At 57.8% G+C, this 25,044-nt stretch carries 27 protein-coding genes and 3 pseudogenes; 20 read left to right on the forward strand and 10 right to left on the reverse strand.

Annotated elements, in window-relative coordinates:
• Positions 1–137: 137 nt before the first annotated feature.
• The 12 genes and pseudogenes from GFM02_RS35165 (at position 138) to GFM02_RS16980 (ending at position 10,595) form a co-directional block, all read left to right on the forward strand.
• Positions 138–284, forward strand: coding sequence for a hypothetical protein (locus GFM02_RS35165; RefSeq protein WP_003551834.1), 147 nt, complete (start codon positions 138–140; stop codon positions 282–284).
• Between the two features lie 458 nt (positions 285–742).
• A pseudogene (locus GFM02_RS16930) lies at positions 743–1,234 on the forward strand (IS5 family transposase); the annotation flags it as partial.
• A 401-nt stretch (positions 1,235–1,635) separates the two neighbouring features.
• Positions 1,636–3,258, forward strand: a complete 1,623-nt coding sequence (gene ccoN, locus GFM02_RS16935; protein ID WP_168322228.1) for a cytochrome-c oxidase, cbb3-type subunit I — start codon at positions 1,636–1,638, stop codon at positions 3,256–3,258.
• Between the two features lie 8 nt (positions 3,259–3,266).
• Positions 3,267–4,001, forward strand: coding sequence for a cytochrome-c oxidase, cbb3-type subunit II (ccoO, locus tag GFM02_RS16940; RefSeq protein ID WP_003549661.1), 735 nt, complete (start codon positions 3,267–3,269; stop codon positions 3,999–4,001).
• Between the two features lie 8 nt (positions 4,002–4,009).
• Positions 4,010–4,162, forward strand: a complete 153-nt coding sequence (locus tag GFM02_RS16945) for a CcoQ/FixQ family Cbb3-type cytochrome c oxidase assembly chaperone (RefSeq protein ID WP_049732173.1) — start codon at positions 4,010–4,012, stop codon at positions 4,160–4,162.
• Between the two features lies 1 nt (position 4,163).
• The gene (ccoP, locus tag GFM02_RS16950) at positions 4,164–5,027 is read left to right on the forward strand and encodes a cytochrome-c oxidase, cbb3-type subunit III (protein WP_168322229.1); all 864 of its coding nucleotides are present in this window, start codon (positions 4,164–4,166) and stop codon (positions 5,025–5,027) included.
• Positions 5,028–5,038: 11 nt separating this feature from the next.
• The gene (locus tag GFM02_RS16955; RefSeq protein WP_168283864.1) at positions 5,039–5,227 is read left to right on the forward strand and encodes a hypothetical protein; all 189 of its coding nucleotides are present in this window, start codon (positions 5,039–5,041) and stop codon (positions 5,225–5,227) included.
• Between the two features lie 209 nt (positions 5,228–5,436).
• Positions 5,437–6,972 (forward strand): cytochrome c oxidase accessory protein CcoG, encoded by a 1,536-nt coding sequence (gene ccoG / locus GFM02_RS16960; RefSeq protein WP_348643975.1) that lies wholly within the window; start codon positions 5,437–5,439, stop codon positions 6,970–6,972.
• Entirely contained in the window at positions 6,969–7,454 is a 486-nt protein-coding gene (locus GFM02_RS16965; RefSeq protein WP_168322230.1) for a FixH family protein, read from the forward strand. The genes ccoG and GFM02_RS16965 overlap by 4 nt, the downstream gene beginning before the upstream one ends.
• Positions 7,451–9,734, forward strand: a pseudogene (locus tag GFM02_RS16970) (cation-translocating P-type ATPase). Before GFM02_RS16965 ends, GFM02_RS16970 begins: the two are co-directional and overlap by 4 nt.
• Complete coding sequence (gene ccoS, locus GFM02_RS16975; protein WP_168322231.1) at positions 9,731–9,880, forward strand: cbb3-type cytochrome oxidase assembly protein CcoS; 150 nt, start codon at positions 9,731–9,733, stop codon at positions 9,878–9,880. The pseudogene GFM02_RS16970 and the gene ccoS overlap by 4 nt, the downstream one beginning before the upstream one ends.
• Before the next feature lie 43 nt (positions 9,881–9,923).
• Positions 9,924–10,595 carry a Crp/Fnr family transcriptional regulator gene (locus GFM02_RS16980; RefSeq protein WP_168283860.1) on the forward strand — a complete coding sequence of 224 codons (672 nt, stop codon included), beginning with the start codon at positions 9,924–9,926 and terminating at the stop codon, positions 10,593–10,595.
• Positions 10,596–10,953: 358 nt separating this feature from the next.
• On the opposite strand, the gene GFM02_RS16985 is transcribed toward GFM02_RS16980, so the two are convergent.
• The 4 genes and pseudogenes from GFM02_RS16985 to GFM02_RS17000 form a co-directional block, all read right to left on the reverse strand.
• A complete protein-coding gene (locus GFM02_RS16985) occupies positions 10,954–11,667 on the reverse strand; it encodes a GntR family transcriptional regulator (RefSeq protein ID WP_003549684.1) in 714 nt (237 codons plus the stop codon).
• A gap of 617 nt (positions 11,668–12,284) precedes the next feature.
• Positions 12,285–12,653, reverse strand: a pseudogene (locus GFM02_RS16990) (IS66 family transposase); the annotation flags it as partial.
• 360 nt (positions 12,654–13,013) lie between these two features.
• Positions 13,014–14,051: an RcgR family putative quorum lactone hydrolase gene (locus GFM02_RS16995; protein ID WP_132614342.1), complete on the reverse strand. Its 1,038-nt coding sequence runs from the start codon at positions 14,049–14,051 to the stop codon at positions 13,014–13,016.
• Entirely contained in the window at positions 14,041–15,651 is a 1,611-nt protein-coding gene (locus GFM02_RS17000; protein WP_168274313.1) for an RcgA family putative transporter, read from the reverse strand. The genes GFM02_RS16995 and GFM02_RS17000 overlap by 11 nt, the downstream gene beginning before the upstream one ends.
• A 242-nt stretch (positions 15,652–15,893) precedes the next feature.
• Here GFM02_RS17000 and GFM02_RS17005 point away from each other — a divergent pair, with 242 nt between their 5' ends.
• Positions 15,894–16,553 carry a hypothetical protein gene (locus GFM02_RS17005; RefSeq protein WP_132614346.1) on the forward strand — a complete coding sequence of 220 codons (660 nt, stop codon included), beginning with the start codon at positions 15,894–15,896 and terminating at the stop codon, positions 16,551–16,553.
• 11 nt (positions 16,554–16,564) lie between these two features.
• On the opposite strand, the gene GFM02_RS17010 is transcribed toward GFM02_RS17005, so the two are convergent.
• From GFM02_RS17010 to GFM02_RS17030, 5 genes are all read right to left on the reverse strand, one after another.
• On the reverse strand, positions 16,565–18,586 hold the full coding sequence (locus tag GFM02_RS17010) for a relaxase/mobilization nuclease domain-containing protein (RefSeq protein WP_168322232.1): 2,022 nt from the start codon (positions 18,584–18,586) through the stop codon (positions 16,565–16,567).
• Positions 18,552–18,944: a hypothetical protein gene (locus tag GFM02_RS17015; RefSeq protein WP_168322233.1), complete on the reverse strand. Its 393-nt coding sequence runs from the start codon at positions 18,942–18,944 to the stop codon at positions 18,552–18,554. The genes GFM02_RS17010 and GFM02_RS17015 overlap by 35 nt, the downstream gene beginning before the upstream one ends.
• A gap of 3 nt (positions 18,945–18,947) precedes the next feature.
• Positions 18,948–19,349 (reverse strand): hypothetical protein, encoded by a 402-nt coding sequence (locus GFM02_RS17020; RefSeq protein ID WP_025398136.1) that lies wholly within the window; start codon positions 19,347–19,349, stop codon positions 18,948–18,950.
• Between the two features lie 4 nt (positions 19,350–19,353).
• Positions 19,354–20,103: a ParA family protein gene (locus GFM02_RS17025; RefSeq protein WP_205930344.1), complete on the reverse strand. Its 750-nt coding sequence runs from the start codon at positions 20,101–20,103 to the stop codon at positions 19,354–19,356.
• A 121-nt stretch (positions 20,104–20,224) separates the two neighbouring features.
• Positions 20,225–20,623 carry a hypothetical protein gene (locus GFM02_RS17030; protein ID WP_168322234.1) on the reverse strand — a complete coding sequence of 133 codons (399 nt, stop codon included), beginning with the start codon at positions 20,621–20,623 and terminating at the stop codon, positions 20,225–20,227.
• Between the two features lie 127 nt (positions 20,624–20,750).
• Between GFM02_RS17030 and GFM02_RS17035 the strand changes: the two genes are divergently transcribed.
• The 6 genes from GFM02_RS17035 to GFM02_RS17060 are packed head-to-tail and all read left to right on the forward strand — an operon-like array spanning position 20,751 to position 23,959.
• Positions 20,751–21,431, forward strand: a complete 681-nt coding sequence (locus tag GFM02_RS17035) for a thermonuclease family protein (RefSeq protein WP_130817754.1) — start codon at positions 20,751–20,753, stop codon at positions 21,429–21,431.
• Positions 21,432–21,447: 16 nt separating this feature from the next.
• Complete coding sequence (locus GFM02_RS17040) at positions 21,448–22,080, forward strand: thermonuclease family protein (protein WP_168322235.1); 633 nt, start codon at positions 21,448–21,450, stop codon at positions 22,078–22,080.
• Positions 22,077–22,673, forward strand: a complete 597-nt coding sequence (locus tag GFM02_RS17045; RefSeq protein WP_168322236.1) for a thermonuclease family protein — start codon at positions 22,077–22,079, stop codon at positions 22,671–22,673. Before GFM02_RS17040 ends, GFM02_RS17045 begins: the two co-directional genes overlap by 4 nt.
• 26 nt (positions 22,674–22,699) lie before the next feature.
• A complete protein-coding gene (locus tag GFM02_RS17050) occupies positions 22,700–23,014 on the forward strand; it encodes a hypothetical protein (RefSeq protein ID WP_025398130.1) in 315 nt (104 codons plus the stop codon).
• An 8-nt stretch (positions 23,015–23,022) separates the two neighbouring features.
• On the forward strand, positions 23,023–23,394 hold the full coding sequence (locus tag GFM02_RS17055; RefSeq protein WP_025398129.1) for a hypothetical protein: 372 nt from the start codon (positions 23,023–23,025) through the stop codon (positions 23,392–23,394).
• A gap of 19 nt (positions 23,395–23,413) precedes the next feature.
• Complete coding sequence (locus tag GFM02_RS17060; RefSeq protein WP_168285219.1) at positions 23,414–23,959, forward strand: hypothetical protein; 546 nt, start codon at positions 23,414–23,416, stop codon at positions 23,957–23,959.
• A gap of 36 nt (positions 23,960–23,995) precedes the next feature.
• On the opposite strand, the gene GFM02_RS17065 is transcribed toward GFM02_RS17060, so the two are convergent.
• Positions 23,996–24,286, reverse strand: a complete 291-nt coding sequence (locus GFM02_RS17065) for a helix-turn-helix domain-containing protein (RefSeq protein ID WP_245289870.1) — start codon at positions 24,284–24,286, stop codon at positions 23,996–23,998.
• Positions 24,287–24,748: 462 nt separating this feature from the next.
• Between GFM02_RS17065 and GFM02_RS17070 the strand changes: the two genes are divergently transcribed.
• The gene (locus GFM02_RS17070; RefSeq protein ID WP_131618647.1) at positions 24,749–25,042 is read left to right on the forward strand and encodes a hypothetical protein; all 294 of its coding nucleotides are present in this window, start codon (positions 24,749–24,751) and stop codon (positions 25,040–25,042) included.
• Positions 25,043–25,044: the final 2 nt, after the last annotated feature.

The raw sequence follows: 25,044 nt of genomic DNA on the forward strand, positions 1-25,044 counted from the left end.
CGTATTTTCGTCCGATTGCCGGAACTACCAGGCCATTGCGGTCGCACCGCCGAACGATGCGATCCTGTTCACCAAGCAGCCGGTGCCCCATCCGAATGGAACGGCCTCCGTCTTTGCGATCGTCGGAGCGGACACCTATGTCATTCCGGCTGGGGCCAACTCCTGCATCGTCGCCGCACCTCCCGCCGATGAATTACTGCTTCATTGTCCGTAACGACAACACGATCGACGGCGTCGGTTTTGCCGCCATTCCAAATCCGGGCGGCCTGACCGCCTGCCAGTAAGGGGTTTCCTACATCCACAATTCTCTTCTGGTCTTGCGCGAAGGTTGAGGCGGAAAGTCGAATATCCACCTCCGCCCGCTGTCGCGCGCTCGTCATCCTGAGGCCCCAATTCTGCACGCTACGAAGCAATCGGCGGATGAAAGAAACTGCAGCTAATCAGCAGTTCATAGGCGGTGGCCGGCGTGCATGTAATCTTGCCTGCTCCGAGGGTCTTGTTGACAGCGGCCTCCGTCGGTCAACCAGCCCTTCGTCATGCGCGCCGCCCAGACGCTGACGATTTGCATTCCCGCCAGCATTGGGCGGCCATAAAGCTTAGAATAGAATAAAGCTGGCAGTGATTTGAGTAAAAGTTCTCATAAGAACATTGTAAGGATCTCTAAGAGCCTGACCGAAAAAGAGTTGAGTGAAATCAGCCAGTTGTGGTTCTGTTTGTTTGCTTAGGACGAACGGAGACCACAATGGGCTGGACTGATTTCACCCGTCGGCAATATGCCCGAGGCGCAATGCGGTATGCAAGCGATCTGACGGACCGGGAATGGGGATTGATCTCGCCTTGCCTGCCCGAACCGAGGCGGCTGGGCAGGCCGGGTAGCACCGATCTTCGCGAGGTCGTGAATGCGTTGCTTTACATCGCCACGACGGGGTGCCAATGGCGGATGATGCCCAAGGATTTTCCGCCTTTTACAACTGTGCAGTCCTATTTCTATGAATGGCGAGCGACAGGGTTATGGGGTCGGATCAACCATCATCTTGTGATGGAGGCGCGTAAATTGGAAGGCCGGGAAGCCTCGCCGTCTGCGGGCGTGATCGACAGTCAAAGCGTAAAAACCACGGAAAGCGGCGGCATTTCTGGCTATGACGCGGGCAAGAAGATTAAGGGACGCAAGCGTCATATCGTCGTCGACACGCTTGGACTGATGGTCGGCCTGGTGGTTCACAGCGCCGATATTCTAGGTGAAACATAAAGACGACCATTGTCAAATTCGGAGAGTCGAGTTTTCGAGATCTTTGTCATTACGCTCGAGTTGTTCGGCATTTAGCTGAGTTGCGGTGCAGGAAGAAATAAGATTATCGCCGTGGTCAGCGCAATGTCTGGAATGACCGACAAGCTGAAAGCAACATGCTTCCGGCAATCCAGAGAACTGATCCACCAGCAAAACGCGAGATCGAACCAAGAACACCCTGCGTGACGGTATGACAGTCGGAATGTGCCAACGACTTAAGACGCGTAGCGCTGTCCCATTTACCGGCCCTCTCGTTGACGCAGATCAAGGTGCAATTTGCCGCTTCATGACAGTCCTGGCGAGAAAGACGGCCGCGACGCGGTCGTCGGCGTACTGGGGACGACATCATGAATTACACAACGGAAACGATGGCGATCGCGGTCGCGGCGTTTCTAGCGCTGCTACTAGCCGCATTCGCGCATGATCATCTCTTTGCGGTCCATATGGGGATACTTTGCTTCTGCCTTGCCGCGGGCGCTGCTGTGCTGATCAGGAGAGTTGATTTTTCGCCGGCAGGCCGGCAGCAGAAAGTCGACATATCAGGCTATTTCGACGAGGTGATACGGTATGGCCTGATCGCCACGGTATTCTGGGGCGTTGTCGGCTTCCTGGTTGGCGTGGTCATCGCGCTGCAACTGGCCTTTCCCGACCTCAACATCGCCCCTTATCTCAATTTCGGAAGGCTGCGGCCCGTTCACACATCGGCGGTCATCTTCGCCTTTGGCGGCAATGCGCTGATCATGACGTCGTTCTACGTGGTGCAACGCACCTGTCGCGCACGTCTTTTCGGCGGTAGCCTGGCCTGGTTCGTATTCTGGGGCTACCAGCTTTTCATCGTGATGGCTGCGACCGGATACGTTCTCGGAATCACCCAGGCCCGTGAATATGCCGAGCCTGAGTGGTACGTCGACCTCTGGCTGACCATCGTCTGGATCGCCTATCTCGCCGTGTATCTTGGAACGATCCTGAAGCGCAAAGAGCCGCACATCTACGTGGCAAACTGGTTCTATCTCAGCTTCATCGTCACCATCGCGATGCTGCACGTGGTCAACAACCTGGCGGTTCCCACCTCGTTCCTTGGCTCCAAGAGCTACTCTGTCTTCTCGGGCGTCCAGGACGCGCTGACCCAATGGTGGTACGGCCACAACGCCGTCGGCTTCTTCCTCACCGCCGGCTTCCTGGGAATGATGTATTATTTCGTTCCGAAGCAGGCCAACCGACCGGTCTATTCATACCGGCTTTCGATCATCCACTTCTGGGCGCTGATCTTCATGTACATCTGGGCCGGCCCGCATCATCTGCACTACACGGCACTGCCCGACTGGGCCCAGACGCTCGGCATGGTCTTCTCGATCATGCTCTGGATGCCCTCCTGGGGCGGCATGATCAACGGCCTCATGACCCTTTCGGGCGCCTGGGACAAGATCCGCACCGATCCGATCATCCGTATGATGGTCGTCGCCATTGCCTTTTATGGCATGTCGACCTTCGAAGGCCCGATGATGTCCGTGAAAACCGTCAATTCGCTCAGCCACTATACCGAATGGACGATCGGTCACGTGCATTCCGGCGCACTCGGCTGGGTCGGGATGATCACCTTCGGGGCGATCTACTACCTGACGCCGAAGCTGTGGGGGCGCGAGCGTCTCTACAGCCTGCGGATGGTCAACTGGCACTTCTGGCTCGCAACCCTCGGGATCGTCGTCTACGCCGCCGTGCTTTGGGTTGCCGGCATCCAGCAGGGGCTGATGTGGCGCGAGTACAATTCTCAGGGCTTCCTCGTCTATTCCTTCGCGGAGACAGTCGCGGCGATGTTCCCCTACTACGTGCTGCGCGCGGTCGGCGGAACGCTTTACCTGGCAGGCGGTCTCGTCATGGCCTGGAACGTGTTCATGACGATCCGCGGCCACCTGCGCGACGAAGCTGCAATCCCAACCACTTTCGTGCCCCAACCACAGCCTGCCGAGTGAGGTGAGACATGGCATCGATACTAGATAAACATCAGATCCTCGAGAAGAACGCGACGCTTCTTCTCGTCGGCTCGCTGCTCGTCGTGAGCATCGGCGGCATCGTCGAAATCGCACCGCTTTTCTACCTGCAGAATACGATTGAAAAGGTGGAAGGCATGCGGCCGTATACGCCGCTCGAATTGGCCGGCCGGAACATCTACATCCGCGAAGGCTGCTACCTCTGCCACAGCCAGATGATCAGGCCCTTCCGCGACGAGGTCGAACGCTACGGCCATTACTCGCTCGCGGCCGAGTCCATGTACGATCATCCTTTCCAATGGGGATCCAAGCGAACCGGACCGGATCTGGCCCGTGTCGGGGCACGTTACTCCAACGAATGGCATGTCCAGCATCTCGCCGATCCACGGGCAGTCGTGCCGGAGTCGATCATGCCGAGTTACGCCTTCCTCAAAGAGCAGAGGGTGACGGTCAAGGACGTGGGAATGGACCTGAAGGCCAACGAAGACGTGGGCGTGCCTTATAACGACGACATGCTGGCGAACGCGGAGGCCGACATGAAGGCTCAGGCCGATCCGAATGCAGATACGACGGCCCTGCTTGCCCGCTATCCGAAGGCGAAGACCGGCGATTTCGACGGCGATCCTGCTGCGCTGACCGAAATGGATGCCCTGGTGTCCTACCTGCAGATGCTCGGAACGTTGGTCGATTTCTCGACCTACGACGACGCGACCGGCTACCGATGAGGTGATCCATGGAAACCTACACTGCAATGAGACACTTCGCCGACAGCTGGGGCCTTTTGGCAATGGCGGCATTCTTCGTCGGCGCGGTTGCGTTCACCCTTCGCCCAGGCAGTAAGCAAACGGCGAAAGAAGCCGCCGATATTCCCTTGAAGGACGATTGAGATGTCGGAAAAACATATCGATGAATTTAGCGGCGTCGAAACGACCGGACATGAATGGGACGGCATCCGCGAGCTCAACAATCCGATGCCCCGCTGGTGGGTGTGGACCTTCTACGCCACCATCGTCTGGGCCTTGGGTTATGCGATCGCATATCCCGCGATCCCGATGATGACCGACGCCACGAAGGGCATGCTGGGTTTCTCCAGCCGCGCCGAGTTGCAGCAGAACCTGGATCAGGCCAAAGCATCGCAGACGACGCTGCGTGATCTGATCGCCGCCAAGACGGTGCACGAGATCGACTCCGATTCAGCCCTTCGCGAATTCGCGGTCGCCGGCGGCGCGTCTGCATTCAAGGTGAACTGCGCGCCGTGCCATGGCTCGGGAGCAAGCGGCGGCCCGGGATTTCCGAACCTCAACGACGACGATTGGCTGTGGGGTGGAGACCTGGATGCCATCCAGGCGACGATCGCGCATGGAATTCGCTTCAACGAGGATACGGACACTCATGCTTCCGAGATGCCGCCCTTTGCCGATGTTCTGGATCCCCTCCAGACAAGGCAGGTCGCGGCTTACGTCTGGGGACTGACCAATACACCGTCGGACCCCGGTCTCGCAGAGGCCGGAAAACAGGTCTTCGTCGATAACTGTGCCGCATGTCACGGCGACGACGCCAAAGGAAAAGCCGAAATGGGGGCGCCGGATCTCGCCGATGCGATCTGGCTGAAGGCACGCGGCGAGGATGCGATCATCCTTCAGGTGGCCGCTCCCAAGCATGGCGTCATGCCTGCCTGGGCAGGGCGTCTCGGCGATACGACGGTCAAGGAACTTACGATTTTCGTCCATTCGCTTGGCGGCGGGACGTGAGGAGAAAAGCCATGGCAGCTCACGGCCACAACCCGATCCTCGATCTCTATGGCACGCCGCGCGCCACCACACGATCGCGTGTGTCGGCGCGCGCCAAGGCCACGCCGCCCCCTTCCGATCAGGACGACGACCCGGCAAAGATCGGCAGTTCGATTGTCAGTTTGACCTGTCTCAAAGACCACGGGCAGACAAGCCGCTAGCTGTAGACTTGTCGAGGACGTCCCTGCGGTGGTTGTTCCCCCGCAGCTCCTGCAGGCCGCGCCCTCTCTCCAGGGCGCGGCCTTTTCCTTTCGCGGGAAGGCCTTGTCTCTTGATCTGCATCAAGGAACGAATGCGTGGCAGATGGGACAAGGGTGGGTGAAATCGGATAGGTCCCATGAACCTCTAAACTGCACCAGATCCCGATAACATCGAGCGGCTCAATGTCGAGCCGGTCAATGCCCGTCGCAACCGGCAGCCTCTCTACGCACCTCGGAGGAAGGTTTTTCCCAAACGTGCAGAGGGACAATTCCGTCGGTTCAAGTGGATCGTCATGCTGGTTACGCTCGGCATCTACTATCTCGCGCCATGGATTCGCTGGGATCGCGGTCCTTACGCGCCTGACCAGGCAATCCTCATCGACCTTTCCTCACGGCGCTTCTTCTTTTTCTTCATCGAGATCTGGCCTCAGGAATTTTATTATGTAGCGGGTCTCCTGGTCATGGCCGGGTTCGGGCTGTTTCTCGTCACTTCCGCGGTTGGCCGTGCATGGTGCGGCTACGCTTGTCCGCAGACGGTCTGGGTTGATCTTTTTCTCGTCGTCGAACGTGCGATCGAAGGCGATCGAAACGCGCGAATGAAGCTTGACGCTAACCCCATGAGCTTGGCCAAGCTGAGGAAGCGTGTCGTCAAACACTCGATCTGGCTGCTGATCGGCATCGTCACAGGCGGAGCGTGGATCTTTTATTTTGCCGACGCGCCGAGCCTGCTTGTTTCGCTGTTCACCGGCCACGCTCCTGCAGCCGCCTACAACACCGTCGCCATCCTTACTGCGACGACCTATGTGCTCGGCGGTCTCATGCGCGAGCAGGTGTGCACCTATATGTGTCCGTGGCCACGCATCCAGGGTGCGATGCTCGACGAAAATTCTCTCGTCGTCACCTACAATGACTGGCGGGGCGAGCACCGGTCGCGTCACGCCAAGAAGGCTTTGGTCAATGGCCTATCGGTTGGGGATTGCGTGGATTGCAATGCCTGCGTGGCGGTGTGTCCGATGGGAATCGACATTCGCGACGGACAGCAGATGGAGTGCATCACATGCGCGCTCTGCATCGACGCCTGCGACGGTGTCATGGACAAGCTCGGAAAGCCTCGCGGCCTGATCGCCTACGCCACGCTGAGCGAATACTCGGGCAACATGTCGCTTGCCACGGACGAAGGACGAACGGCCGTCCAGCCATCCAGGGTTCGAAACGAGGATGGCACCTTCGTTCCGGCGATCCGGCACTTCAACTGGCGTATCATCTTTCGTCCGAGAACCGTGTTTTACGCAGTCGCCTGGGCGTCGGTCGGCGTGGCCATGCTCGTCCATCTCACCTTTCGGGAGCGCCTTGAACTCAACGTCGTTCACGACCGAAACCCCCAATATGTTCTGGAAAGCGACGGCTCTCTGCGGAATGGCTACACGCTTCGTGTCCTGAACATGGTGCCGACGCCGAGGGATATGAACATAAGCCTGGTCGGGCTGGAGGGGGCGACGATGCGCATTCCCGAGTTCGGCAAGGAAGACGCTCGCAGCTTTACAGTCCATGCCGAACCCGACGTGGCCACGACGCTGAAGGTCTTCGTTACGCGCAAGCCTACCGGAGCGGCGATCAATGAATATCTGTTCGTTATCGAAGATACCGAACATGCCGATCGGGCAACCTACCGCGCGGCGTTCAATGCACCGGGAGACATCAAATGAAGACCTCCGCTCAAGGTTTTACAGGCCTGCACATGCTGCTTGCGACCTCGGCATTCTTTGGCGTGGTGATTGCGGTGAACGTCACCATGGCCTTCTATGCTTCTTCCAGCTGGAGCGGTCTGGTCGTGGAAAACACCTATGTCGCCAGTCAGGAGTTCAACCGCAAAGCGGCGGCGATGAAGGCAATGGCCGCTTCCGGCATCGAGGGCAACCTCTCCATAAAGGGGCACGAGATCCGCTACGATATTCACGACAAGAGCGGATCGCCTGCGATCGTCGACGACGTCATTCTGAATTTCAAACGTCCGGTCGGAGACCACGAGGACTTCCTCCTTACGCTCAGGAAGACAGCCGCGGGGCGGTTCGAAGCGGAGCATGATCTAGCCGACGGTGACTGGATCGTCGAGGCCATCTCGCGAAACGGCGGCGTGGTCGTCATGCATGAGGCAAAACGCATCGATACCGCGGAGTTAGGCCAGTGAGCTGCTGTACCATGGACGCGGAAAGCGTGCTTGCCCTCAGCACGACATCATTCAGTGCCGAAGAGGTTCGCCTTGCCAGCCAGCCGCTCGGCGAAGGATTGCGCCAGTTGGACCTGAGCGTCCCCGACGCCCACTGCGGTGGCTGCATTTCGACCATCGAAAGGGCGTTGTTGGCGCTTTCCTTCGTCAAAACAGCGCGAGTCAATCTCACGGCTCGAAGGGTGAGCTGCGTCTACCAGGAGGAGATGGAGACACGCGCAACCGATCCGTCCAAGATCCTCGCAGCGATCAACTCGTCCGGATATCGCGCGCATCTCTTCACGCCCTCAGCTCCCGAGAACGACAAGACGAGAAATCAACTTCTCCTCGCGATCGGCGTGTCCGGTTTTGCGGCCGCCAACATCATGTTGCTCTCGGTATCGGTCTAGTCGGGCGCAGATGCTGCGACGCGCGACATGTTTCATTGGATCTCGGCGATGATAGCAGCGCCCGCGCTGGTCTATGCGGGGCGCTTCTTCTTCAAATCGGCCTGGAATGCGCTGCGGCACTGGCGCACCAACATGGACGTTCCGATTTCGCTCGCCGTGACGCTCTCCTATGCCGTTTCATTGTGGGAGACCGTCCATCACGGCGAGCATGCCTGGTTCGACGCTTCGGTCTCGCTGCTCTTCTTCCTGCTGATCGGCAGGACCCTCGATCATGTCATGCGGGAAAAGGCTCGGGCGGCGATCAACGGACTCGCAAGACTGGCCCCGCGCGGAGCATTGCTGATCAATCCGGACGGGTCGCGACGCTACATTGCGGTAGAAGAGATCGCGGCGGGGGATGAAATCTCGATAGCCGCAGGCGAACGGGTTCCCGTCGATGGCATCGTCGTCAGCGGAGAAAGTGACTTGGATCTCTCCATCGTCACCGGCGAGAGCAGCCCGGTCGCCGTCGCCAACAACAGCGAAGTGAGTTCCGGGGCGATGAATCTGACTGGCTCCCTCGTGTTGCGGGCGACGAGAATTGCCAAGAATTCGCTTCTCTCGGAGATCATCGGCCTCATGGAAGCCGCCGAGGGCGGAAGAGCTCGCTATCGCAGGATCGCCGATCGCGCTGCGACGCTCTATTCTCCGGTCGTGCATCTGCTGGCGCTGGTCTCCTTCCTTGCCTGGGGCCTCCTGGGCGGAGACTGGAAACGGGCCATGCTGGTCGCCGTTGCGGTGCTGATCATTACCTGCCCATGCGCATTGGGTCTTGCCGTACCCGTGGTCCAGGTCGTCGCCGCGGGCGAACTTTTCCGGAAGGGCATCATGGTGAAGGACGGCTCAGCACTCGAAAGACTGGCCGAAACCGACACCGTGGCCTTTGACAAGACGGGCACCTTGACGATCGGCAGTTCGCGCCTTGTCAGAGTGGATGCCATGGACGAGAGCGCCACCGCGATCGCCCGTGGATTGGCAACGCATTCACGGCATCCCCTTTCTCGGGCCCTGGTACGGGACACCGAGACCGACCTCATGTCCTTCGACATCGTCACGGAAATCCCCGGCGGGGGACTGGAAGCCAGGAACGGAGCAGATGTCTATCGATTGGGCAACGCGGCGTTTGCCTGCGGAACCAGCGTCGTGCCCCGCACCGCCGACAGTCCGTTCTCGGAAGTGGTCCTGTCGAAGAATGGCGTCGATCTTGCTCGCTTCTTCTTCGATGACACGCTTCGTCCGGGTGCTCGCGAGGCCATTGACCGGCTCGATGCAGGCGGCCTTGAAACGCTGATCGTGTCCGGAGACAGGCAGACCGTCGTCGACAATACGGCGCATGCCCTGGGTATCGACAGGCTTTAGGCTCTCTGACGCCGAAACAGAAGGTCGAGGAATGCCAGAGGCTGAAGGGCGAAGGTCGTCGCGTGCTCATGGTTGGCGACGGGATCAACGACGCCCGGCACTTGCTGCCGCGCATGTCTCGATGGCGCCGGCCACAGCCTCCGATATCGGCAGACAGGCGGCCGACCTGGTTTTCTTCAACGATCGCCTTGACGCTGTTCCGGAAGCGATCGCCGTTGCGCGACGATCCGCCAGCCTCATCCGGCAGAACTTCGCTCTCGCCATCGGTTACAACGTTCTGGCGGTGCCGATCGCCATCGCCGGATTGGCGACGCCGCTGATAGCGGCGGTGGCAATGTCGACATCTTCGATCATCGTCGTGACGAACGCCCTGCGCCTGAACGCCTTCGGCAAGCGCCCGGATATGCACATTCGAGGGCGGATCGGCAGGAGTGCGGAGGTCAAAGCCGCATGAACATGTTGATCTATCTCATACCGATCGCGCTGCTGATGGGAGGAATAGGACTCCTGGCATTCCTTTGGTCGCTGAAGAGCGGCCAGTATGACGACCTTCAAGGCGCCGCCTGGCGGATCCTCGCCGAGGACGAAACCGATCAATGAGAACCCTGACCGCATAGTGGGTCCAAACACGAAAGGAAGATAGATGCTTGCGAAAAATTCTGTGCTTCTGCAGTCTGACCTATTTGCTGGTTTGGATCAGGCGACTGTGGAGCAATTCACCGCAACGGCTGAGTTTCGAACCTTCGCCGCTGACGAGAAGATCGTAGCCGAGGGCCAGCAGGCATTGTTCGTTTACTGCGTCATGAACGGGTTTGTGCGACTTTCAAAATCGGAATCCGCCGGGCGCGAAGCGGATATCTGCGTGTGCGAGCCGGGCGACACCTTTGGAGAATATCTACTCGCGGGGGGCGGCTCCTACGCTTACAGCGCGCGGTCCGCCGACGGGGCCGAGGTCGCGCTGTTTGCGCTTGCGGAGTTGCAGGCGTTCGCCGACCAACATCCGGTCGTACACAGGAACGTCATGCGCATCATGGGCAGGCACCTGCTGGGCGCGATGGATTGTATTGCCGGAGACCGCTTGCTCACAGCCGCGCAACGGGTGGCAAACTACCTTATGAGCCGCTGCCCCGCCTCGGCGGCCACCTCGCGGGTTACGTTCCGCCTTCCTTACCGAAAGCGAATCCTGGCCGGAAAACTGGGACTGGCGCCGGAAGCCCTTTCCCGCGCGTTTGCGGCGCTCGCCCCGTCGGGGGTCGAAGTCAGAGGCAAGGTCGTCCTCGTCGATAGCGTCGACCTGCTGCGGGAGGCATGTTAACCATTGGATCACCGGGCCACATGTTGAAGTTCGCCGCGCTGTTCCTGCCATTAACTACCATGTCAATGGGGTACCTGTTCGCCGCAGACTCAAGCCTCTCAAGGCCTCCACACACTACGAGTTCATTTGCAAAGCATGGGCTTCATAACCCGAGCGCTTCACCAGATTCGCTCTATCTAATGCCAGGTCTAAACATCCAGCGCGTGCCAATCATTTTATTATCTATCGCGGAGTTCGGGGAACCGGAAGAATCCGACTAGCCCAATAGTGTCGATCCTATTAGTAACGCAATGATGCGGGCATTTATTCCGACATAGGCTTTAAATGCTCGAGCCGAGTGCTTCAGATTACGGCGATATCACAAGCTTTTCGCGTGCCCAGGAAGCCCTGTTAACCCACGTTCGTTCACCTCTTGTACGACCCTTGGGACGGCATCGCGTTCTAGGTCAAGGTGGTTCATCAACGCGGACTCCACCAAGTTTGTCGCGGCGCCTAGTTCAGACATTGCGGCAATTAATTTCTCGAGGCTTTCGACAAATGCGGGCCTAAGTTCCGACGCAGTTATTTCCATTCGTAGAGGGTGAGTGCAAAAACAGAATCGTTGAACGATTTTACATGCCTCGCAATTCGATGCTTCTTCGGCGATTCTAGTAAATATCGCTTCTGCCGTTAGGGCGAGTTCGTCGGGGGACAATTTATCTGCCACGGCCCAGCTCTCTGGGATCTGCGGCCGCTTTCGATTCAACGCCGAGATTAGCGTCTCACTTCCAACAACATAAAAATCTAACAGAGTACCCTCCAACATCGGCCTGGTGAAAAAGCCCTTCTGAGGGATGTATTGGATCTTCCCTTCAGCTGCTAGTCGCTGAAGTGCTTCGCGAATTGGTGTTCGACCAAGATCAAGATTAGACGCCAGATCCTGTTCCCTGAGATGTTGCCCCGGCACACGGCCGTTATTGTGGAGAATTCGTCGAATAGCATCGTAGGCAATATCGGCCTTTGCAGGTTCTGGTTCAGTAGAAAAGTTTGTGTCAGCCCCACGCTGTGGGGGCGCGTTCTTGCAACACCGCATTTGATGGTTTTCCTCTGTCGATGTCCTTCGGGGACCCTACAGGAGCTTATTCATTGATATCGGGCGGCGTTCCGATTCAAGGCCGAATTAATTGGCCTCACCATATCGGCACGCGTTTTAACCCAGGCGAGATTCGGGACCTTTATAGCAGCCGCGGCCGCAGCTGGCCGCTATCGCACTCTCTCGCCGCTGAGTTCAACGGAATGGGGCAAGAGGAAGCTGTCACGTTCTCCATCTAGGAGGGCGATCTTCATCTCTGGCCTGTCGGATCTGATTTTGTCTGGGTGCATGTTGTCACGTCGGTTCACCTAAGCCTCCCGTCGCTGACCGGGGTAGACCCCCGTGCCGCTTGTTGACCAGATCTAGACGGCGCTCCGCGATATATCAACACATAACATTGATATTTTTTTTGATATATTTTGGCCTATCGCGCCACCTTAACGTTTTGTTTTTTCTGCTGTTGGCAAAGAACTCAGGCAGCGTCTAATTAGTGACGCATTATCCAGCCCGCTGAAAGGTTTGCGCGGATTTCCGAGTTGGCGATTCCGGTTGGCGGATCGAAAAAGCTCTGGGTGTTTAGTCCCGGCATTTGATGGTGCATTATTTTCGTTAGAATGGAGGGAGGCACTATGGGCCCTAGTAGCCGAGACGAGAGGAGCTAGCAGACTGGATGCGCGACCGACCCAGTCAGCCATTACGGATCGCGAGATGTCTATCCCTAACCGCTCGTACATCTCGGATAAGCGATAGAGGGGAATGTGATCGTCGAATTTAGCGATCATGATATGGGCGGGCAGTCCCGGCCCGGGTTTGCCGCGCTCGATCGGCAGGGTCGGCATCTCGCCAGCTACCGTCGTATCGCCATCCCCGCAGATCATGCGCTTTTCGACATGGCGGACAATCTTAACCGACGCCGGCACGTGCTCCAACACCTGGACCACCCTGTCGGCCGCCTTCAGGAACGATGCGCCACCACAGGTCGGGCAGATGCCGACGTTCCGCGTCACTTCACAGCGGCGTCACCGTCGGCTTCGTTTTGTTTCTGTGATTGAAAAAGAATCGTGATCCCCCGCACTTCCTACCAGGCAAACCGCCATGCATACCGCATTGTCGGGGGAACAACCTAGTTCCATAAATCTGCTTATGCGATATGTTATACCATACGTGCATAGCCATGCCTCTTCCGCGAGCCAACTGTCGGAACGAACACCGCTCTGTCACCCACCACTACCCCTTGTTGATAGGAAAGAGCGCCGGACCCAAACATTGTTGATTTCCGCATGGAACCGAGCGAGGTCAGTTTCGTGTGGAGATCCTCTTCTCGGAAATCTGCATCGCAACAACGCTCATCTTCTGGGTTTGATCAATGAGTTCTGAGCCTGGCGGAACGACAGAAACCGTTTCAGGCTCAAACCAGCCAACAAAATGTAAGGCGGCATGCCGAGCGAATAGTGACCACAGTTTAATTCCAAAATGTTTGGCCTAGCTCCCGCGGCCTTCAGCCTCTGCATGAACCGCTGCGATATCTCTGGCAGAACAACCTTGTCCCTCTTAGCCAACACAACGTGAAGTTCGAGATCGGTCCTTGCCAAATTGTGCGCGTAATTCTCTAGGTTAAGCGGACCCCACGCCCTTCTGAGATCGGTCAGATCAATAACGGGTTCAAGGCTTTCACGTATCGATCGTGTCGCGCGCCCTGTCCAAACCATATCCGCGAGACTTCCCGCTGTAAGAAACAACGTGGCTTTTGACACAGCCGAGTCGTGCGCAGCGATTAAGCCTACGACCCAGGAACCTAAGCTCATACCGAGAACGGAAATCTCTCGATAGCCTTCGCTTTTCAACCAACGAATGAGTTTTCGCCCGTCCCATACTGCCTGCCTTACAGACTGGATAGTTCGACCGAGATTAGCGCTCAGCATATAGTCGGCGTGCACCGCGCCTGGACGGCTGCGCTCGAAGTGATAGGGCATGGCAATCTCAACAACCGTGATGCCGCGTCTCGAGAAAAACTTGGCAATCTGGTGATTTCGGGTGCTTGCATTCCAATGGTGAAAAATCACCATCACCCTATTGAAGGAGCCGCTTTCTGTAATTTTGGCCCAGACGACGTTGTTCTCTTCAACGTCAGTAGACATGCCCGATGGAAATTTGAGCCACTCACCTTGCCTTTGAAAATGCTGATCATCCCCGCCCGGCTCATCGAAGAAGGACGCATCAGCAACGGCCTGGTCCGCAAGGACACAAAACTCGTCGATACTTCCTATGTTCTCCGCGCCTGGAAAGGCGCGGTCGGCGTCAAGGACGAAATCGGTTGCTGTCTTCGATTCCTCACCGCGCCGCGCCCGCCGCTCATCCCAACGATCAAGCCAACTATGATACACTTTGATTGTTTCCTAAGTCGGACGCTCTCCATCTCCCAAACCCCGGGTCAATAAGTCCGTAAATCGCGAACACCACCCCAATGCCGAGAAGGATCGAAAAGCCTGTAAATGCGTCGATCAGCAGGTAGCTTGTAAAGAGTAACCCTACGACCGCTGACATCTTCCACAAGGGCAAATGAAACCGGTATCCGGCACCTAAACGGATGGAACCGTATAGAAAAACAATACAGGTCGAAATAGCGACAAGAAGGCTGCTGTAATGGGTCGGCATCCGATAGCTGGATCCATTTCCCATATCTCTGCCCCCATACAAGGCTGAAGACATATCGCCGAGCAACCAGGCGACAATATTCCTTCCGTTCGATGCCAGGTAAGAGCTCTGGGCCTTCATGCATATGGCGATCAGGATCCCCAAAATAGTACACCGAAAAATTCCGCGCATCACCAGCAAGGCGATCCCATTTAGCTCGTGTTCATAATCTCCTCCCGCCGGATTCTTCGATGCTTCTCCAATTTTCCAAAGGTCATGAACCAAGGTATGAAGCAAAATGAGCCCTGCGAAGAAGAGGTAGAAGCACAGGCACATGTAGAGGTAAGCGAGCCCTGTGAATATAATTTCCATCGGCACCGATATGACTTCAGGCTGCACAAGCGCTAACTTGCCCCAATCTATCGCATAGTTGCCACCGCCTTTTAACAGCGGCATCAAGCACACGCCGATCCATTGAAAAAGACCGGCGAACAACACACAGATCAAAAAGACCGCCCAATTTGTATACGATGAAGCTTCAACGTTGCGCGCCCAAGCGTCGTCGCTTTCCATCCGGCTGCCCAGCACTACAAGCTTTAAGCGCCCTTCATTTTTCCAAAACAACAGCAACTCTATCACGAACGCAAAAAACAGCGGCAAGAACACCATGAAGAGGAATGTCCAATTCGGCGCCCAGAGGAAACCTACCTGTTTGCCGAGGCCATCTGTCCGGTTGTAGGTCGCGTCATGGATCCCCATGATATACGACAGAAACCCAAGGGCGGTTGCACCCGCGAACACCGACGCGGGTAAATTCAAGGGAGATCCGCGGCTAAATAGCGCCTCCGACCTTTCCGCCAAATTAAAACGTCGGCTCGGTTGATTGGCCTCAGTGTCCCTTTCCAGCTTTGCCGGAGGCTCCATCTCATCATCGACGGCAGTCCGTGCCAGATCTGGAACCTCCGGCGCTACGGTGCTGCCCACTTTCTTCAAATCTCGCCTCTTGGCAGTTAACCGAGATTGCGCCGCACTGAGCTCCATCTGCCATTCGCTTGTTGCTACCGGATCATCGCACCCAAAAATCCTTGCCAACCAACGAATGTTGGCTGGGCTAATACCCTTCTCGTTGTCCTGAAACCAAAGCTGGACCGTTCGCAGATCAACCCCAATCAGGTTGGAATCGATCTGTGAAATCGCCTCGGCGAGAAGTTCAGGCGTCCACGGACCTGCGGGAAAGCCATCACTTCCCAACGGCCGGCCCGCTCCCGCTGCGGCCAATTGTTTGAAGAGTTCTTTGAAATCACTTCCGTCTTTCGGCGGCGGGAGAAATAACTTTCCATTCTTTGGCAATGGCTTACCGGCTCTGGTTTCGTTTCGTTTCGGTAGATTTCGTATCCTATCGTGCGTTTGTGCCCGATCAACGGGTATCGCAGCTACACGCAACTTTCTAGCGATTCTACTATCAGGAGTAAAATTTTCGGGTCCGGGATATTGATTTCGGAACAGATGAGCAGCGAGCGAGAGGAAGAAGCTGGGCGTCATTTCGAAGTCGTGTAATGGCGAAGCTGGCTTCAAGGTTTGGAATTCAGCCAATGAACAATCATTCAAAATATGCAGACAGCATCTTTAGGAGGATCGGTTCGACCGGCCTCGTCATTTTCGAGAGAGATGGCACCCTCCTGAGAAAGACTCCCTCCGGGGATTACATGCTGGGACATATCAACGAAGAATTCGTTGATATGTTAAGGCATCTGCGACACCTCGATGCTCGTTTCGGCTTTATTTCGGACGAACGAGGGATGGACGCGGGCGCCTATGGGCGATCAGAATTCGCAACCCTGACCGAGCTGCTTGACGCATTACTGAGGGTCAGAGGTGCTATGCCGGATTTCTGGGTGGCATGGAGTGACGTCCCACATGCGAGCGGAACCGACCTTCAGCGCCCGCCGGATCGGCAACAGGAGCCTGGCGCCGGAGCGATCTTTCGAGTGATGGAGCGGTACGGGATCCGCAAGAGGGAAACCGTATTCATCGGCAGCTCGACCGCCGGTAGCCTCGCTGCAAACGACGCGGGTGTCTCGGTGATCGAATACTTCAACGACCGAAGCGAGGGAACCGCTCAGAATGGGGCCGGAAAGCGTGCCCCCAATTTGTCTTCGCCTGAAGCCACGGATGTCCCGCGACTCCGCGCCAAGATCCAGGCGACGTTGGGCTGGTCCATCGCCGGAGAGCTTAACCATGGCCTACAGTAGGGTTCGCAGGGTTAGCGGGTGCGGTCCCTGTCCTTTTCCTGAGGGGGGCGAAGCTTGATCGATTTCGGTACCTCCCGATCGCGCGGTTGGGATTTTTGACGCTCGCGAACCGATTGGTCTGTTTCCGGCCCGGCATGCTCGGCGTTGGACCGAGCAATGCGCGATGCGTCCACGGAGCGGTTGTTCGAGCTCTTATTGATGATCCCCTGCTCAGCGGTATGATCGCGGCCGGCGGCCGATTTCGTTTCCAGACTGTCGGACGTGCGTGCGTGCTTGCCGGTGTCGGCGCGACTCCGGTTCTTAGCAACGCGTGAATCGAGCTGTAGCCCGACGACCTTGCCGATGATCTTGGTTGCCTGCTCGAAGATCAGCCGATCAGACGGATTGGCAATCTTGACGGCAACACTGAGCGCGGTGTTAGCCAGCGTCTCCTTCGCTGACTTTGCCTGGGCGGCACTGATGGGTGTGGATCGCAGCATGTGGTCTTCGCCTTTCTCTCGTGTGGGATCACGTCCTTCGCGGACCGCTGTTTCAAGTCGCCCGTATTCGCGCCGAAGCCCGATGGATAGATCGAGGCTGAGATCGCGCGCGGTGCTCGGTGCACTGCGGTCCTTCGCAATACCTTCCAGCATCAGAATGACACGCCCGACGGAACGCCGGCTCTGGTCGAGCCGGGTCCGGGCCCCTTCACGCTTCGGTGCGGTCGGCGTGTCGCGAACCTTGGACACGACCTTTTCGACGACGTTTGCTGGCGCCGTTGCTCCCATCCGGCGAAACATTTCCCATTCCCACCGTTTGACCGGCGGTGGGCCAGCACGCTCGATGCGCTTCTGACGATCGATCGGGATGCCGCGCTCACGCGCCTTGTCAGCGAAACGCACTCGCCATTCTGTAAAGTCACGGATATTGGGGTTGAGCATCTTTCCACTGGCGTTACGCAGCGCAACGATCACATGCAGGTGCGGATGTTTTCCAAGATCATTGCGATTATGGACGGCATAGGCATAGCGGTGGCCCCCAAACTGCTCCTTCAGGAAATCGCGGCCCGCGAGGATGAACCGGTCGCGATCGACATTGGCCGGCCCCGACAGCAACAGGTGCATAAAATCCCGCGGCTGGCGGGTCTGCATAAGAGCACCGACGACTTTGCCCTCGGCCGTCAGTTCCTTATGATCTTTGGTCGTGACTCCGCGTCGTTCTCCGCCAAGCTCGTAACGGCCGCTCTTGCCGGGCCGGTCTCTAAGGTGTGTTTTCGTCGACAGCGTTACCGCCGCCCCTGCCCGTTGCATGGCATGTAGGGTGGCTGTCAGGCCTTTGGGCCCGGAGGAGAATTCGGCCGGATAGCGCGAAACCGGAGTGATACCGGCCCCACGTAAAGCCCTGTCCAATCGCTCGTCGATCGCACGGACATCATCGATTTCCGCAGGGATACGATTGGCGCTGCTCCGATCAGACCTGTCCTTCTTCTCGTGGGCAATCACCAATGCAAAATGCAAGCGGGTCCCACCCTTCACACCCTCGCTGACGCTGAAGGCATAGGTTCGATCGCTGTCGCCCGCCTGACGGAACCCGTCTTCCGCCAGCGAACCGAGAGCGCGCGCTATGTCTTCGCCATCGGCTTTTTCAAGCTCGTAGGTCAGACGGAGAATGTCCTGGCTGCCTTTCCGGTTGCCAAACTCTCTCTCCCAGGACCGGACGGCGGCACTGAGATCGGTGACCTCGCGACCGTCCTGGTCGCGCGCTTTCTCTTCCTTGCTTTGGTAGGCGAGGACGTTGCGGGCCGAACTCGCGCCGGCACCATAAGACAAGACCTTGACGACGACCGCATTGTTGCCGGCCGCACGGCTGAACGCCGAAGCAGCTCCGGGATGCTTGGCGGAGGGCAAGCCGGAATTCGTAAACGTCGACCGCTTCGCCGATCCACCGCCACCACCCCCGCGGCGCCGCAGCTCGTCTTCGATGAGATCGAAATAGCTCGGCAGCCGACGACCTTCCGGTCTAGACGCGGAGCGACTTCTGGACAGGTCGTTCATCGTGGTTCCTGATCAGGTCGGCGATAAAGGTGGACGGCCGGATAAAGGCAGCGTCTCGGATGGCATCAAGTGCGCTCATGACTTCTTCGAGCTGATGCGCGATCGCTTTGGTACTTTCGGCATGCGCACTCTCCTCCGAGAGGAACTCCTCGTTCCGGAAGGCGAGATCTCGTAAAAACTGGTGCATGTTTGCCAGCTGCCGGTCGTGCTCCTCGAGCATCGCCGGAATGTGCATGATCTCCCTGGTGACAATGAGCTTGGCGACGATGTTGACGGAGACATCGAGCCTGCGGGCAAGGGCGTCGAGGTTGCTTAAGACCTGAGCAGGCAGCCGGAACATGATGGCCGGTTCGCGCATCGACTACAGCCCCCTCGCCTTCAGAGCCTCGACAATCAGCCGGTGCGTCGCGGAGGACAGTTGCTCGTGACGCTCCAACGAAACTTGGAAGATCTTCGTCAGCACGTCGTCATCGAGATATAGCGAGATACGCTTGCGTTTCGTGGCTTCGCCTGCCGCTGTGGCGCCCTTGGAGGCCAGTCGCTCACGGCGTCGATTTTTGTCCGGAGTGCGGACTTCCGGTGATGTGACGCCAGGCGAGACGCTCTCATCCTGCTCTTCAGGAGCCTCATCGGGCATTAGCATTTCAAGGTCGATATTGGTCGGCATATAGGAGGTGGCAGTTTCCTCCACCTCCTTGGCCTGATCCTCTCTCGATCGGGCAAGGGCTAGAATGTTGCCGGCCGGTGTTCTTTCCCCCGCCATCTCTCTAAGCCGCCTCCGCCTGCAGGAGGCCGATGAATTCGTTGTTGATCTTCTTGACGAGATCGATCGCATCGAGCACGCTCTCGCTAGCCCGGCGCTTGGCCGATGGGGTCAACGATGGGTTGTTCTCAATGCTGGCCAGCTTGGAATAGAGCGAGCCGAAGCCTGCCCCGACATCGCTGAAATGATTGCTCTTGCGGATGACGGTCTCCACCATGGGAATCCTGCCGCTCGTCAGGATCGCATGGACTTCCGGAAGCGACCGATTGTGCTTGAGAGCGATCATGTCGACGTAATTCCAGATCGCCGCGTAAGGGATTGGCCCCTTGGCGCGCTTTTTGGATATCTCGGTCAAAATGGTCGCGACCTTGATCGCCGACGTCGCGGCGGTCGGTTCCGGAATAATCGGGATGAGGACGGCGTCGCACTCGTGATAGACCTCGATTGCGCGTTGATGGACATAGCCGCCAACGTCATAGATGCGAATATCCGCCTCGGGCGCGTCGGCCAACCGGTCCCGAAACTGATCTCCGGGCGCCACTCGCAGGTGCAGCAACGTGCCGTCGGTCGGAAGCAAGCCGCGCTTCATCGAGACATTGTACCAGCGTGTCGACGACTCCTGCTCATCGCAATCGATGAGCAGCGTTCTGTGTCCTTGCTGTGCGAACTCCGCTGCAAGGTTAACATTCAGGGTCGATTTTCCCGCACCACCTTTGAACGTTGAGATCGCAAGCGAAAGTGGTTTGACTGCCATGAAATTCCTCATCCTTTGCATCAAAAATCGGCGGCGCTGCGGATTGTGTTCAATCGCAGTGGCGGCCGACAAGGACGTTGTGGGGTCCAGCGCCCCGCAACCGTGCCAGCAGCCTCTCCTTTCAGGTGCGAAGTCTGGCTCGTAGCTGTTCCTGCTGCCGCGCTGCGATCAAATCGTCATTCAGCTGTGTGATCTCGCGCTCCCGCGCCGCATCCGCCACCGAATCCCTCGCCGGCCAAAATCGGAGGATGGGCAAGAAAAGTAGCGTGAAGAAAGCGAGGGCGGCAGCTCTGAACCAGGAAGACTGGGCATACAGATCCGCTGCCCATCGCCATAGTGCCTGCGTCCATTCTGCGGGCAGAAAGGCATACGAAAACGACAGGGCGATGCCATATGCAACGAAGGCCGCGGCGAGAAGGCAGACGCCCGAGACGGCCAGAAAATTCCCGATCAACATCAGAAACCATACCGCCCGAAACGGGAAGACAACAACCCTGAGCACCTTTCTTGCCGCAGACATTACCCTTCTCCATCTGCACGTTTCCAGTGTCCGACAACACATACTGCAATCCTCGGACATTTTCCAGACTTGCACTGCAGTATAATTTCGTGCATGCTCGAACAGTCAATAGATGACGGATGCGAGCATGAACAATGGCGCTCGGCGGTTCGACCGCCTCCTCTTTTGCACCCTTCTCAATGCCTTGATCGCCCTGCCCTCTGCCGCGCGGGCCGACACGGTCTCGGATTTTGTCGGCTATTATCAGAACGCCTACGCAGAGGGCCGGGATCTGATTCCTGGCCCACAAATACCGCTGGACATCTCATCGATCGCGTCCCGACTTGATCTGCAAACTGTTAGCCCAAAGGCCGCGCTGAGCGGCAGCGCCTTTCTCGGCGCCGATGGTGACGTGATCAAACTAGCCGGCGTCCAGGGTTGCCTCTCGGCCGAGCCACTGGAGTTTGCCGGAATGCCGACGACCTGTGCGATGATTTCGCTTGCCGGCATGACTGCGACGCTCGATGAGGCAAAGGCAGGTGCCGGCGACGCATTTCCTTGCCACGTTTTCGCGCAAAATCCCGGCAGACCAGCGGTGCGTTTTGCCGAATGTTTTTTCGTCGAGAATGGCGCGGTTCGATCGCTCTCCGAGGCGCTCATCCGCAAGGGCTTGGCGTTTGCTGCCCGTGACCGCACTGGCCGGCCTGTGTTTCCGGAATATCTGCAAGCCGAGGAAGCCGCACGCAGTGAACGAGCCGGCATCTGGGCGAGCGATCAGTTCGCGCACCCCAATGGGGAACGCACCCCGGTCAATTCGTCGACCAATTGATGCGGATGGGTTCCTTATGTTCATTTCCACGATCACAGCTTCCGGTGTCTATGCTGCCACGACAATCATGCCGATGCTCGCCAACGGCAATGTCATGCGCGAATCGTATTTCTCGCCCCCTGTCATTCCTGTTCAGGCATCGCAAACCGACATTCCCTCGGCCGTTGACGCGGGTGGCGCCCAACCCGAATTCGTTCCGTTCCCCACGCAGGCGCAGTTCGAGACGGGCGACACCTGGATCTCCGGCAGGCGACGCTATCGCCTCTATGGTCTGCAGGCCTGTCTTCGTGGAACCAATGTCACCGTCTCTGCCGGCGTTGTCCGGGATTGCGGAGAGCTCGATGTGATCATGGCGCAGGCGTTGATCCGAGACACGAGGCCCGTCTGCGCGACCATCAAAAATCTCGACCAGAACAACGCGGTCGTCGCATGCCAAACGACGACAGGCCGGCATCGCTACGACCTGGCAACCTATATGATTGCCCAAGGTTGGGGATTTGCAGCCGTCGACAGCGCGGGGCAACTGATCGTTCCAGGTTACAGGGTTGCAGAGGAAAGTGCACGTTCGGCGCGCGCAGGACTTTGGGCCTATTCGGACCTGCCGCATCCGGTCTCAATTCTCCAACAACAGGCGGGAGCACAACAATGAAAGTTGCGGCTGGCTCGATACTATGGCTCGCAATGGTCCCGACGGCGTTGCTTGCGCAAAGCCGCCCGTCCGATGTGCCGCGTCAGATCTACGGCAAGGTGCAGGTCGTTGATGCGACCACGTTTGAATTCGTCAAGAGCCGACAGATCGTCCGCCTGGCTGGATATGAAGCTCCTCGCCTTGAGCAGACGGCGACAAGCGATGGCGTGGAGTGGCCCGCCGGTCAGGTCTCACGCGCGTGGATGATCCTCCGGACACTTGGGCAGAACGTCAACTGCGCGCCGGTTGACCGCGACACCAATAAGGTCCTGATTGCCCATTGCTTCGTCGGCGAGACAAATCTGGCAGCGACGGCAATTGCGGAGGGTATCGGCTATGCCTTCAATTACCGCAACGAACCCCAGGTCGCTGCCTATTTCGATATCGAGCGAAAAGCCAGGGGGCTGGGCTATGGCGTCTGGTCGTCACCGGACCTGCTTCCCCCTTGGCTTTACACCGCATCGACGGTGGCCGCGGAGAAGTCGGACGGCCAATCACCAGAAACCGAAACAGTCCTGCCCTTGCCGTTGCCTGTCACTCAAACGGCTCGGTGAACTCAAAAGACATGCAAGGAGATTGAATGAATCGCATCTTTTGCTCCGTCGTTGCCGCGGCAATCCTGCTCGTCCTCGCTCCGGTCGCGAGCAGCGCGCAAGATAGCGCCACTCCTAATCTGACCGAGCAGCGTGATCCGGACTTTTGCGGCGCGGGCGGCGCCGGCTGCGATCCGACGGACGTGCAGCAATGGAAAGCAATTGGCAACAGGCTTGCCGACCTGTCATCGGCAGACCTTAGCCAATACGCTTACGCCTGCGCCAAGCATGCGGACTGGAAGAAGGTCTGCGAGACCGATCCGGTTGCTGTCCTCAAGCGACTGGGCATCGAGGGATATTGAGGTTCCCGATGGCCAAGCGTCCCGATACCGCGGTGATTGCTGCCGCCATCGCCCTCCTTGCTGGAACAGCGGGAGGATATGCGATCAGTGAGCTGGCGCGAACCGGTCATATCGCAGACCTGGAAAAAGAGATCGTCCGACTGAAGGAGTCGGCGCAGCAACCGTTGCCCGTGGACGCTCCGAGTGACGAAGAGGCAAGTGCTGCAATCGCGAAGTCAGGCCGTTCAATCAGGATCTCGGAGTGCAAGCCGCGCGAGGCAATACCTGGCGTCACCTGTACCGGCATCATCACAACAACGTCAGGCACCTTTGCCGGCTCGGCGCAACCGGGCGTGCTTTCCTTTGCGAGGATCGACGGTGCCTGGGCGCAAATCCAGTAGTCGATAACGGAGGCGAATTATGAGACCGTTGGTGATTATCGTCGCAACATTGATAGGTACAGCCCTTGGCGCCCTGGCCGGCGGCGCAAAAGCCGAGGACGCCTCGTGGGGATGCCAGGTTCTGTTGTGTGCGGCATCAAAAAATCCGTCATGGCACGGCGTTGCCTATTGCGTTCCGCCTATGACAAAGCTCATTGCCGCGATGAAGGAACCGGGATTTTCCTGGCCGATTTGCCATGAGGCCAAGGCCGGCAAGCCGGGGCGAGAAAACTACGAGGATTGCCCGGCCGGAACGACGGTCGGCTATAGCTCGCAAGGCGACGGTGGCTGGCGCGGCGAGCCCGACCAGTGCATCAAAACAGTCGATGTCTGCCGATCACCGATCGAGCGCAATGCCCACACGAGACAGTCAGGTACGACGATAGAGCGCAGTTTCGGCAACGGCCATGATGGCTGCATCCAGCAAGTTGCCACGCCGCGACCGCGGCGAGCCGATCCCTATTTCTTCGATATCCCGAACGACCAAGGCGTGAAGGAAAGGTTCTGGTTTAACCTCGATCACTAAATTCGCGCAGGCCGACCGTGCGCTATGACAGGAAAATCATGACGTGGTCTCGGGAGCTTTTTTCTTCCCTCGGCGCGCTTTCAACGCTTCTATCCGAGAGAGATCGTCTTCGGTGACCCTGAGCAAATCCTCGATAATGACGTTCCACTCGCGCTGCATCTTGTCGAGGGTCGACAGCTTGACGTCACGCATGGCGCGGGTCACTTGCGACATATAGGCCTCCGACACACCGAGCTGCTCGGCCAGATCCTTGTTCGACAAGCCCCGCTCGGCCTTCAATCGGCGCAGGCCGATCGCGAGCCTTTCTTGAAACGACAGCGCCTTCAATGTCGAAACGTCCAATGCGTTGCCGGACGGATCGTCTTTCACACGAGACATAGAACGCCTTCCCTGGCGGAAGATGTGCTCGATACGGCAAGATGAGACGTTTCATCCCGGCGACAGAGGATGCTGCCGCAGCTGCTGGTCCGGGACTTGTTCGAAATTCTACTGCTCATCCAATGCCTGACGCCGGCTAGAGACCACGATGACCAAGCGTAAACCCTTTGTTGCCTCTCTCTTGCATCCAACCGTTCACAACTTCGTTACACGTCTTACACTGCGACGATCACGCCCCGCAAGAGGATGTCGCAACCTCCTGGGATCGCCGAACCCGCTAGTTGGCGCCGTCTTCAATCGGCACGAATCCTCATGGACAAGTCCCTCATAGATTCGAGTCCCTTGCCGCTGCTCGCTCATCACTTATACTGCAGTTATATTTTTCGAAATTGAGTTCGAAGGAGACTCTCGATGACGTCGCTTAAAAAGCGTGGCTACCGATTTGACTTGCGGCGGCTATGTGTGGCGACCCTGGTTCTCGGATTTGTTTTCCTCCTCGCCTGCATCGTAATCCGAGACAGCCTCACGGTGGGTTACGCGATGATGATCCCGATCTATGCCTTCCTTTCGGCTGTGCTCGAAGGTTCGCGCATCGACAAAGGCAGGGCTTGGAACATCCGAGCTTGGGGAGAGACAATCATCGCCGCAAGCGCCGCCGCCGGTGTGGGATATCTCGGCTATCAGCTCTGGCTCCTCGGCTATTGAAG

It is taken from the genome of Rhizobium leguminosarum bv. viciae, from assembly GCF_012276115.1.
GTDB classification, from domain to species: Bacteria; Pseudomonadota; Alphaproteobacteria; order Rhizobiales; family Rhizobiaceae; genus Rhizobium; species Rhizobium leguminosarum_T.

What these genes read in the sequence shown, in the direction of transcription:
- GFM02_RS17025 (WP_205930344.1), bottom strand. Translation starts at nt 20,103, where the DNA reads ATGGCAGTCAAACCACTTTCGCTTGCGATCTCAACGTTCAAAGGTGGT.
- GFM02_RS17040 (WP_168322235.1), top strand. Translation starts at nt 21,448, where the DNA reads ATGTTCATTTCCACGATCACAGCTTCCGGTGTCTATGCTGCCACGACA.
- GFM02_RS16945 (WP_049732173.1), top strand. Translation starts at nt 4,010, where the DNA reads ATGGAAACCTACACTGCAATGAGACACTTCGCCGACAGCTGGGGCCTT.
- GFM02_RS17015 (WP_168322233.1), bottom strand. Translation starts at nt 18,944, where the DNA reads ATGCGCGAACCGGCCATCATGTTCCGGCTGCCTGCTCAGGTCTTAAGC.
- GFM02_RS17005 (WP_132614346.1), top strand. Translation starts at nt 15,894, where the DNA reads ATGAACAATCATTCAAAATATGCAGACAGCATCTTTAGGAGGATCGGT.
- GFM02_RS17020 (WP_025398136.1), bottom strand. Translation starts at nt 19,349, where the DNA reads ATGGCGGGGGAAAGAACACCGGCCGGCAACATTCTAGCCCTTGCCCGA.
- ccoO (WP_003549661.1), top strand. Translation starts at nt 3,267, where the DNA reads ATGGCATCGATACTAGATAAACATCAGATCCTCGAGAAGAACGCGACG.
- GFM02_RS16985 (WP_003549684.1), bottom strand. Translation starts at nt 11,667, where the DNA reads ATGCGGTGTTGCAAGAACGCGCCCCCACAGCGTGGGGCTGACACAAAC.
- GFM02_RS16955 (WP_168283864.1), top strand. Translation starts at nt 5,039, where the DNA reads ATGGCAGCTCACGGCCACAACCCGATCCTCGATCTCTATGGCACGCCG.
- GFM02_RS17070 (WP_131618647.1), top strand. Translation starts at nt 24,749, where the DNA reads ATGACGTCGCTTAAAAAGCGTGGCTACCGATTTGACTTGCGGCGGCTA.
- GFM02_RS17060 (WP_168285219.1), top strand. Translation starts at nt 23,414, where the DNA reads ATGAGACCGTTGGTGATTATCGTCGCAACATTGATAGGTACAGCCCTT.
- GFM02_RS16965 (WP_168322230.1), top strand. Translation starts at nt 6,969, where the DNA reads ATGAAGACCTCCGCTCAAGGTTTTACAGGCCTGCACATGCTGCTTGCG.
- GFM02_RS17010 (WP_168322232.1), bottom strand. Translation starts at nt 18,586, where the DNA reads ATGAACGACCTGTCCAGAAGTCGCTCCGCGTCTAGACCGGAAGGTCGT.
- GFM02_RS17035 (WP_130817754.1), top strand. Translation starts at nt 20,751, where the DNA reads ATGAACAATGGCGCTCGGCGGTTCGACCGCCTCCTCTTTTGCACCCTT.
- ccoP (WP_168322229.1), top strand. Translation starts at nt 4,164, where the DNA reads ATGTCGGAAAAACATATCGATGAATTTAGCGGCGTCGAAACGACCGGA.
- GFM02_RS16980 (WP_168283860.1), top strand. Translation starts at nt 9,924, where the DNA reads ATGCTTGCGAAAAATTCTGTGCTTCTGCAGTCTGACCTATTTGCTGGT.
- ccoN (WP_168322228.1), top strand. Translation starts at nt 1,636, where the DNA reads ATGAATTACACAACGGAAACGATGGCGATCGCGGTCGCGGCGTTTCTA.
- GFM02_RS17030 (WP_168322234.1), bottom strand. Translation starts at nt 20,623, where the DNA reads ATGTCTGCGGCAAGAAAGGTGCTCAGGGTTGTTGTCTTCCCGTTTCGG.
- GFM02_RS17045 (WP_168322236.1), top strand. Translation starts at nt 22,077, where the DNA reads ATGAAAGTTGCGGCTGGCTCGATACTATGGCTCGCAATGGTCCCGACG.
- GFM02_RS17055 (WP_025398129.1), top strand. Translation starts at nt 23,023, where the DNA reads ATGGCCAAGCGTCCCGATACCGCGGTGATTGCTGCCGCCATCGCCCTC.
- ccoS (WP_168322231.1), top strand. Translation starts at nt 9,731, where the DNA reads ATGAACATGTTGATCTATCTCATACCGATCGCGCTGCTGATGGGAGGA.
- GFM02_RS35165 (WP_003551834.1), top strand. Translation starts at nt 138, where the DNA reads ATGTCATTCCGGCTGGGGCCAACTCCTGCATCGTCGCCGCACCTCCCG.
- GFM02_RS17050 (WP_025398130.1), top strand. Translation starts at nt 22,700, where the DNA reads ATGAATCGCATCTTTTGCTCCGTCGTTGCCGCGGCAATCCTGCTCGTC.